This window comes from Kitasatospora sp. NPDC001683, from assembly GCF_053596495.1.
This window is the reverse complement of the sequence record NZ_JBSFGK010000020.1, coordinates 103,884-112,441: the sequence shown is the minus strand read 5'-3', so window position 1 is coordinate 112,441 and position 8,558 is coordinate 103,884. Positions and strand designations below refer to the sequence as shown.

Below are 8,558 nucleotides of genomic sequence, written 5' to 3'. Positions count from 1 at the left end.
TGGAGCCGGAGGAGACGGTGTCCAGGCCGGCCATGCAGTGCATGAGGGTGGACTTGCCGGAGCCGGAGGGGCCCATGATGGCGGTGAACTCGCCCTGGGGGAAGGTGACGCTGACGTCGTCGAGGGCGACGACCCGGGTCTCCCCCTCCCCGTAGACCTTGTTCAGACCGGTGGCGCGGGCGGCCGCCAGACCCGTGTGGACGGCGGTTGCGGGGAACGTCACGAGGACTCCTGGGAACGAATCGGATTTTCCTACCGATCCATCCTCTCCAGCGGTTCGGGCCCGATGTGTATGCCGGGGGGAGGGTCGGCCCCCGCCGACCCGGTGGTGCGGCGGGAGCGCTCTCCTCCTCAGGTATGACATGTCCCCCTGGGAACTCCTCGTGGTCACTCCACGGCGACGCCGAAGGCGGTCGCCAGTCCCGCCAGACCGTTCGTCACCGCCCGAGCCGAGGGTGCGAGGTGCCAGCCGCCGTCCGCCCGCCGGAAACTCCCCAGCAGCATCGCGGAGTCCGGGACGCCGCCGTTGGCGCCCGGCCACTTCGCCGGTCCACTCGCACCCGGCCCGTACTCGGCGGCGACGGCCAGCCCGTACACGTAGCCGAGCGGCAGCGCCGGCGGCTCCTCCTCCTCGGTGGAGACCGCGAGCACCACCTCGTCGACCGCGGCCGGCAGCCGGTGCAGGTCCAGGCTCAGCCGGGCCGCCCGGGCCGGCTCGCCCGGCACCGAGTGGGTCGGGTGCAGCCGGACGGCGCCGTCCGGGTCCTGCGGGTTGTTGAAGAACACGAAGTGCTCGTCGCTCAGCACCCGGCCGCCGGCGCACAGGAACGCCGTGACGTCCAGCTCCACCGGGTCCCCGCCGGCGGTGCGGCTCTGCCAGCTGACCGTCACGCTGCTCCGCGCGGCGGCCGGCTCGGCCTCCTTCGGCTCCCTCGGTCCCGGCTCGGGCGCGGCGCTCCCGCCCGGTCGGCCTGTTCCGCCTGGTCCGCCGCCGAGCCGGCCGCGCAGCCCCTGCTCCGCCAGCAGCTCCACCAGCTCCGGTCCGCTCACCAGGGTCAGCGGCTTGCCCTCGATGTAGCTGTACGAGCCGCGGCCGAAGCCCGCCGTGGTCACCAGGATGCCCTTGATCGCGCCGTGGTGGCGGACGGTGGACTCCAGGTCGCGCACGGCCGTCGGCGGCACGGTCTTCTTGTAGCGCTTCGCCTGGATCACGATCTTCCCGCCGGTCACCGGGTCCAGGTCCTCGGCGACCACGTCCACCCCGACGTCGCCGCTGCGGGCCGTGGTCATCACGCGGAAACCGCGCAACCGGAACAACTCGGCGATCAGGTCCTCGAACTCGAGCGGATCCATCTCGAAGAGGTCCGGCTCGTCCTCGCCGAAGTGCCCGGCCAGGTTCCCGCCGACCGACTCCGGCAGCCGGTCCGGCTTCACCTCGTCCAGCCGCTCGGGCCGCGCCGACAGCTTGCCGCCCAGGCCCTGGAAGCACTCCACCGGGGCCACCCGGTCCAGCGCCAGCCCGGAGAAACCGTCCCGGGTCGCGGTCAGCGTGGACAGGAAGCGCTCCGCCTCCCGGCCGGTCGCCGGGTCGATGCCGAGCACGAAGCCGTTCAGCACCACCGAGTCCAGCATCCCGTCCGGGTCCGCCCGGAACAGCTCCGCCGCCACCCGCAGCGCCGACTGCGCCAGCACCTCCCGGTACAGCGCCTTGCGCTCGGTCGCCGGGCGGGCCACCTCGGCCTCGCGGTCGTCCGTCCTCACGTACCGCACCCGGGCGGCCGCCGGCACCACGTCCGGACCGGGCAGCTCCCAGTTCACCACCAGCTGACGGCTCGACACCTCCCAGGCCGCCACCAGCCGGTGCGGAAAGCCCTCCGGCCAGGCCGCCGAGGCGTACAGCCCGGCCGTGAAGTACTCCTGCACCGCCTCCGGCTCACCCGCCCGCAGCCGCCGCAGCAACTCCTCGGTGCCGGCCATGCGTTCCGCCTCCTGGCGGCGGAACGACTCCGCCCAGTGCAGGTACTCCTGGCGGTACGCGGTCAGCCGGCGCTGCCGGTTCGCCTCCCGCGCCTGCGCGGCGTACCAGTCCTGCTCGAACCGGGCCCGGGCCTGGGCGACGTACTGCTCGTACTGCCGGCGCACCCCGCCGTTGCGGGCCTGCACCGGGTCCGGCGGCGGGACGTGGTACGCGGCGGAGGCGTGGTCCGGCATCGGTACCGGCTCGCCCAGCGGCCCCGGATCGAACGGCGGCACCGGGCGCGCCGCCAGCAGCGCCTGCGGCCCGAACGCCGGCGCGGCCAGCCCGGCCGCCAGCAATCCGCGCAACTCCGCCACCCGGGCGTCCAGTTCGGCCGTCCGCCGGGCAGCCTCCGCCTCCCGCGACTGCTGGTACGCGCGCTGCGCCTCCCGCTCGTCCCGGGCGGCCGCCCGCTGCGCCTCCCGCTGGGCGCGCTCGTGCCGCCGCAACTCCGCCGCCTCGGCACGCCAACGGGCCTCCTCCCGGCGCTGCTGCTGCCGCTGCGCCTCTGCCCAGACCGCCAGCACCCCGCTGTTCCGCCGCCCCGCCACCAGCCACCCCTCCCGTCCACACGCCGCCACTGGCGCCCGCCACAATAGAACGTGGACGGCCCGTCGGGCCAAGCGCCCGCGGCCTGCGGGGCTTCCGGTCCGGGGTGGCTCGCGCGGGTGGTGGGTCGAGGTCCGTCAACCCGTCGACCCGGCCGACGAGTTCATGAACGGGCGTCAGTGCTGCGGCTCGGCGTACCAGCGCCAGTCGGTGCGGAGCGGGAGGCCGGGGAGGGTGGCGCGGCCGGTGGCCCAGAGGAGGGTCGGCCAGGGGTCCGCGAGGGGGACGTCGGGGAAGAGGCGGGTGAGGACGCGGGTGCAGACATCGGCGGGCGGGGTCCAGGGGACGCCGAGGCCCTGGGTGACGTCGTGGAGGTGGACCAGGGTCTCCACCAGGCTCATGGCCACGAAGCCGGAGGCGTCGGCGAGGCCCCACGGGTGGTGGGCCCGGGTGTCCGGCGGCGCGACCCGGGCGATGGCGACCATCAACCCGCCGCTGGCGTCCAGTACTTCGAGCAGACCCGGCACCCCGTCGGCCGGCTTGGCGCGGACGAAGTTGTTCGGGGCACCGGGCGAGCGGCGGGTCGCCTCGAAGGGCACGTACCGGTCGCGCGGCGGCCGGGCCGGGCCGAGCTGGGCGGCGTAGGCGAGGAGGTCGTCGGCGAGGTGTTCGACGGTCTCCCAGCAGCTCCAGTCGAGGGTGCCGGCGGGCCGCGACCAGTCCGCGTCCGCGGGGGCGCCGGCCAGGGTGTCGACGGCGAGGCGCAGGGTGCGGGCGAGGTCGTCCGGGGTCGGTGAGTCGATCATGGACGGGACGCTAGCAGCGGCGCGGGGCCACTGGGGTCCGGGTCCCCGCATTCTCCGGGATGCGGTCGTTGTCAGTGGCAGCGGGTAGCCTCACCTGGGTCGTGGACCTACAGGGAGGGCTGCCCGTGACGATCCCCGCACCCCAGCACCCGGAGCGGCCGGCCGGCTGGATCTCCACCGGCCTGAGCTGGCACGACGGCCGGGCCCTGCTCGGTGCCGTGCGCGGCACCCGGGTGCACGAGCGCGCCGTCGCACCGGGTACGGAGGTCGGCTGGCTGCTCGGCGGCCCGCGCCGCTGCACCGGGGCCTGGCTGGCCGGGGCGACGGAGCGCACGCCCTGCCCGCACCACGCGGTGATCGCCCCGGACGGCGGCGCCACCCAGTGCCCGGCCTGCCAGAGCGTGGACCGCGGCCTGGCGCTGGCCCGGGACCAGATCCTGGACGACGGCCGGACCTACCTGCTCTACCTCGCCTGGTTCGGCGAGGGCCTGCTGAAGGTCGGCCTGACCGCCGAGCAGCGCGGTGACAGCCGACTGCTCGAACAGGGCGCGCTGGCCTACGCGTTCACCGCACGCGGCGGCCTGCCCGCGGTGCGCCGCGCCGAACTGACCGTCGCCGCCTCGGGGTTGGCCCGGGAGCGGTACAAGTCCCGGCTGAAGACGGACCACTGGTGGGCGCACGGCGACGCCCCGCACCGCCGTGCCGTGCTCGCCGAGGCCCGCGCCCAGGCGCACCGGCTGCTGGACGGCCACGCGGTGGAACTGCTCGCCGACCGCCCGGTGGTGGACCACGTGGAGCGCTTCGGCCTGGCCGACGGCGCCCCCGAGGCCTACCGGGAGATCACCGGCCTGGCCGCCGGCGCGGTGATCGCGGGCACGCTGCGCCCGCCGGTGGGCCGGCACCTCTTCCTCGACCAGCCGGACGGCTCCGGCCCGCTGCTGCTGGACACCCGGCGGCTCACCGGCTGGACGCTCGTGCCCGTCACCGGCCGGCCCTGCGAGGGCCTCGCCCTGGAGGAGCGGAGCCGCCCGCCGGAGCCGGACACCCAGGAGGCACTGTTCTGAAGGCCCTAACCGAGCCGGCCGCGCACCCCGCCCGGCCCCGAGCGGGCCCGGCGGGACAGTGGCGGGCGGGACGGGCGGACGTCGCCGCGACCGGCGGCGACCGGCTCGGCGGCCTCGGCGGCGCGCCGGGCCAGGGCGGCCCGGGCGGCGGCCAGGGCGAGCCGGGCGAGCAGCGGGTCCTCCCGCAGGCCCGCCGTGAGCTTGGACGTCTGGCAGGGGGAGCACCAGACCGGCGAGGCCGGCCCGTCCGGGTACACCATGCCCTCCGGTGGCAGGTAGTGCCCACCGCACTCGACGCATTCGAAGACCAGTCTCATCCGACGATCACCGTCCCGGATCCGTGGCACCGACCGCAGGGTGACCAGAAGGTGTGAACCCTGGGCACCATGCTCCCTTCCTCGTCCAGTTCGACCGTTGCCTCGGTCTTCTGGGTCCCCCCGGACCCGCCGCAGCCGGAGCAGGACTGAACCTCGGGCATATGCCGTCCTTCCGTAGCGGAGCACCACCGTAGCGCGATTCTCCGTCGGGAAGCACCGCCCGCAGCCATCCACCACCCGTTCGGGTAGCGCGAACTCCCGTCGCGCGCCCCGGAGAAGGGCTCCGGAGAAGGGCTCCGGAGAAGGGCTCCGGTTAACGGCGAGACGGCGTCGGCCCCTCGCCTGAGCACCAGAGCGAGGGGCCGACCGATCAGGGGGAGTCTCAGCCGCGGGCGGCCCGCAGGAACTCCCGGTTCATCGCCGCGATGCTGGGCAGCGGGATGCCCTTGGGGCAGGCGGTGGCGCACTCACCGGTGTTGGTGCAGCCGCCGAAGCCCTCGGCGTCCATCGCCGAGACCATGTTCCGCACCCGGGCGGCGCGTTCGGGCGCGCCCTGCGGCAGCACGTTGAGGTGCACCACCTTGGCGGAGGTGAACAGCATCGCCGAGCCGTTCGGGCAGGCGGCCACGCAGGCGCCGCAGCCGATGCACTCGGCGTGCTCGAAGGCGGTGTCCGCGGCCTCCTTGGGGACGGGCGTGGCGTGCGCCTCGGGGGCGCTGCCGGTGGGGGCGGTGATGTAGCCGCCGGAGCCGATGATCCGGTCGAAGGCGGAGCGGTCCACCACCAGGTCCTTGACCACCGGGAAGGCCGCCGCCCGCCACGGTTCGACGTCGATGGTGTCGCCGTCCTGGAAGTGCCGCATGTGCAGCTGGCAGGTGGTGGTGCGTTCGGGGCCGTGCGCCTGGCCGTTGATGACCATGCCGCAGGCGCCGCAGATGCCCTCGCGGCAGTCGTGGTCGAAGGCGACCGGCTGGTCGCCGCGGGTGATCAGCTCCTCGTTGAGGGTGTCGAGCATCTCCAGGAAGGACATGTCCGGGCTGATGCCGCTGACCTGGTAGGTGGTCATCGAGCCGGGTGCGTCCGGGCCCGACTGGCGCCAGATGCGCAGGGTGAGGTTCACGCGTAGCTCCGCTGGGTGGGGTGGACGTGCTCGAAGTCGAGGTCCTCGCGGTGGAGGACGGGTGCCTCGCCGGTGGCGGTGAACTCCCAGGCGGCGGCGTAGGAGAACTCCTCGTCGCGCCGGGCGGCCTCGCCGTCGGGGGTCTGGCTCTCGGTGCGGAAGTGGCCGCCGCAGGACTCGGCGCGGTGCAGCGCGTCCAGGCACATCAGTTCGGCCAGTTCGAAGTAGTCGACCAGCCGGTTGGCCTTCTCCAGCGACTGGTTGAGCTCCCGGCCGGTGCCGGGCACCTTGATCCGGCGCCAGAACTCCTCGCGCAGCCGGGGGATCCGCTCCAGCGCGCGCTTGAGCCCGGCCTCGTCGCGGGCCATTCCGCACTCGTCCCAGAGGAGTTCGCCGAGCTCGCGGTGGAAGGAGTCCGGGGTGCGGTCGCCGTCGACGGAGAGGATCAGGTTGAGCCGGTCCGCGACCTCGGCCTCGACCTCGGTGAGCACCGGGTGGTCGGCGGGCACCGCGGCGACCGGGTTGCGGGCCAGGTAGTCGTTGATGGTGGGCGGCAGCACGAAGTAGCCGTCGGCGAGGCCCTGCATCAGCGCGCTGGCGCCGAGCCGGTTGGCGCCGTGGTCGGAGAAGTTGGCCTCGCCGATGGCGAACAGGCCCGGGATGCTGGTCTGCAGGTCGTAGTCGACCCAGAGCCCGCCCATCGTGTAGTGGATCGCCGGGTAGATCCGCATCGGCACCTGGTACGGGTCCTCGGCGGTGATCCGCTCGTACATCTCGAAGAGGTTGCCGTACTTGGCCTCGACGGCGTCGCGGCCCATCCGGCGGATCGCGTCGGCGAAGTCCAGGTACACGCCCTGCCCGCCGGGGCCGACGCCGCGGCCCTCGTCGCAGACGTTCTTGGCGGCCCGGGAGGCGATGTCGCGGGGCACCAGGTTGCCGAAGGAGGGGTAGATCCGCTCCAGGTAGTAGTCCCGCTCCTCCTCCGGGATCCGCGCGGGCGGGCGGGTGTCGCCCTGGGCCTTGGGCACCCAGATCCGGCCGTCGTTGCGCAGCGACTCGCTCATCAGGGTGAGCTTGGACTGGTGGTCGCCGGAGCGCGGGATGCAGGTGGGGTGGATCTGGGTGAAGCACGGGTTGGCGAAGTAGGCGCCGCGCCGGTGGGCCCGCCAGATCGCGGTGGCGTTGGAGTTCTTGGCGTTGGTGGACAGGTAGAACACGTTGCCGTAGCCGCCGGTGGCGAGGACGACGGCGTCCGCGGTGTACGAGCTGATCTCGCCGGTGACCAGGTCGCGGGCGACGATGCCGCGGGCCCGGCCGTCGACCACCAGCAGGTCGAGCATCTCGGTGCGCGGGTGGATCTCCACGTTCCCGGCGGCGATCTGCCGGGAGAGCGCCTGGTAGGCACCGAGCAGCAGCTGCTGCCCGGTCTGGCCGCGGGCGTAGAAGGTGCGGGAGACCTGCACGCCGCCGAAGGAGCGGGTGTCCAGCAGGCCGCCGTACTCGCGGGCGAAGGGCACGCCCTGGGCCACGCACTGGTCGATGATCTCCACCGACACCTGGGCGAGCCGGTGCACGTTGGACTCGCGGGCCCGGAAGTCGCCGCCCTTGACGGTGTCGTAGAACAGCCGGCGGATCGAGTCGCCGTCGTTGCGGTAGTTCTTGGCCGCGTTGATGCCGCCCTGGGCGGCGATCGAGTGAGCGCGTCGCGGGGAGTCCTGGAAGCAGAACTGGACCACGTGGTAGCCCTGTTCGGCGAGGGTGGCGCCGGCCGCGCCGCCGGCCAGGCCGGTGCCGACCACGATCACGGTGTGCTTGCGCCGGTTCGCCGGGTTGACCAGCTTGGCCTCGAACCGCCGCTGGTCCCAGCGCTGTTCGATCGGCCCGGCGGGGGCCTTGGTGTCGGCGATCGGCTCGCCGACGGCGTAGTCCAGGTAGCTCATTTGACGACTCCGAACATCACGGCCAGGGGGACGGACAGGAAGCCGGCCGTCAGCAGCAGCGCCAGGCCGTTGGCGGTCAGCTTCAGCGCCCGGTCGCGGCGGGCGTTGTTGGCGCCGAGGGTCTGCGCGGCGCTCCAGAAGCCGTGCCGGATGTGGAAGCCGAGGGCCAGCATCGCGACGATGTAGATCACGTCGCTGTACCAGCGACCGAAGGTGCCCACGACGTTCTGGTAGACGTGGCCGTGCTCGGCGACCGGGTTCACGGTGAGCGTGGTGAGGTCGAGGATGTGCCAGACGATGAACAGGCCCAGGATCACCCCGCCCCAGCGCATGGTCCGGGTCGCGTAGCTGGCGCGGCGGCGCTGGTGCACGTACTTGCTCGGGCGGGCGGCGAGGTCGCGGCGGCTGAGCTGGTACGCGGACACCCCGTGCAGGACGACGGAGGCCAGCAGGGCGGTGCGGGCGATCCACAGGAACCACTCGTGGCCCAGGAACGGCTGGCCGATGGTGCGCAGCCAGGCCGCGTAGCCGTTGATGTCGTCGGGGCCGAAGAACACCTTGAGGTTCCCCAGCATGTGCGCGACCAGGTACAGCAGCATGACCAGGCCGGTGACGGCCATGACCGCCTTCTTGCCGACGGTCGACCGCCACAGGGTCGCCAGGGTGGACGGATGCCGGCCCGTCCGAGTCGCGGTTGTCATGGCAGCAACGGTAGGGAGGGCGGCAAGGGGGCGTCCAAGACATG

The 8,558-nt window shown here is 73.6% G+C and carries 8 protein-coding genes; 1 reads left to right on the top strand and 7 read right to left on the bottom strand.

Going from position 1 to position 8,558, the window contains the following annotated elements:
• From ACWCYO_RS13925 to ACWCYO_RS13915, 3 genes are all read right to left on the bottom strand, one after another.
• Positions 1-223: ATP-binding cassette domain-containing protein (locus tag ACWCYO_RS13925; RefSeq protein WP_449784368.1), on the bottom strand; the 223-nt coding region annotated here is incomplete at its 3' end.
• 164 nt (positions 224-387) lie between these two features.
• Positions 388-2,568 carry a restriction endonuclease gene (locus tag ACWCYO_RS13920; RefSeq protein ID WP_449784367.1) on the bottom strand — a complete coding sequence of 727 codons (2,181 nt, stop codon included), beginning with the start codon at positions 2,566-2,568 and terminating at the stop codon, positions 388-390.
• Between the two features lie 174 nt (positions 2,569-2,742).
• Positions 2,743-3,372 (bottom strand): maleylpyruvate isomerase N-terminal domain-containing protein, encoded by a 630-nt coding sequence (locus ACWCYO_RS13915; protein ID WP_449784366.1) that lies wholly within the window; start codon positions 3,370-3,372, stop codon positions 2,743-2,745.
• Between the two features lie 125 nt (positions 3,373-3,497).
• On the opposite strand from ACWCYO_RS13915, the gene ACWCYO_RS13910 reads away from it, so the two are divergent.
• A complete protein-coding gene (locus tag ACWCYO_RS13910; RefSeq protein WP_270149481.1) occupies positions 3,498-4,436 on the top strand; it encodes a DUF2797 domain-containing protein in 939 nt (312 codons plus the stop codon).
• Positions 4,437-4,441: 5 nt separating this feature from the next.
• On the opposite strand, the gene ACWCYO_RS13905 is transcribed toward ACWCYO_RS13910, so the two are convergent.
• From ACWCYO_RS13905 to ACWCYO_RS13890, 4 genes are all read right to left on the bottom strand, one after another.
• Positions 4,442-4,753 (bottom strand): hypothetical protein, encoded by a 312-nt coding sequence (locus ACWCYO_RS13905; RefSeq protein WP_270149482.1) that lies wholly within the window; start codon positions 4,751-4,753, stop codon positions 4,442-4,444.
• A 382-nt stretch (positions 4,754-5,135) separates the two neighbouring features.
• Positions 5,136-5,873 (bottom strand): succinate dehydrogenase/fumarate reductase iron-sulfur subunit, encoded by a 738-nt coding sequence (locus tag ACWCYO_RS13900; protein ID WP_270149484.1) that lies wholly within the window; start codon positions 5,871-5,873, stop codon positions 5,136-5,138.
• Positions 5,870-7,813, bottom strand: a complete 1,944-nt coding sequence (locus ACWCYO_RS13895) for a fumarate reductase/succinate dehydrogenase flavoprotein subunit (protein WP_270149485.1) — start codon at positions 7,811-7,813, stop codon at positions 5,870-5,872. The genes ACWCYO_RS13900 and ACWCYO_RS13895 overlap by 4 nt, the downstream gene beginning before the upstream one ends.
• Positions 7,810-8,514, bottom strand: a complete 705-nt coding sequence (locus tag ACWCYO_RS13890) for a succinate dehydrogenase cytochrome b subunit (RefSeq protein WP_270149487.1) — start codon at positions 8,512-8,514, stop codon at positions 7,810-7,812. Before ACWCYO_RS13890 ends, ACWCYO_RS13895 begins: the two co-directional genes overlap by 4 nt.
• Between the last annotated feature and the right edge of the window lie 44 nt (positions 8,515-8,558).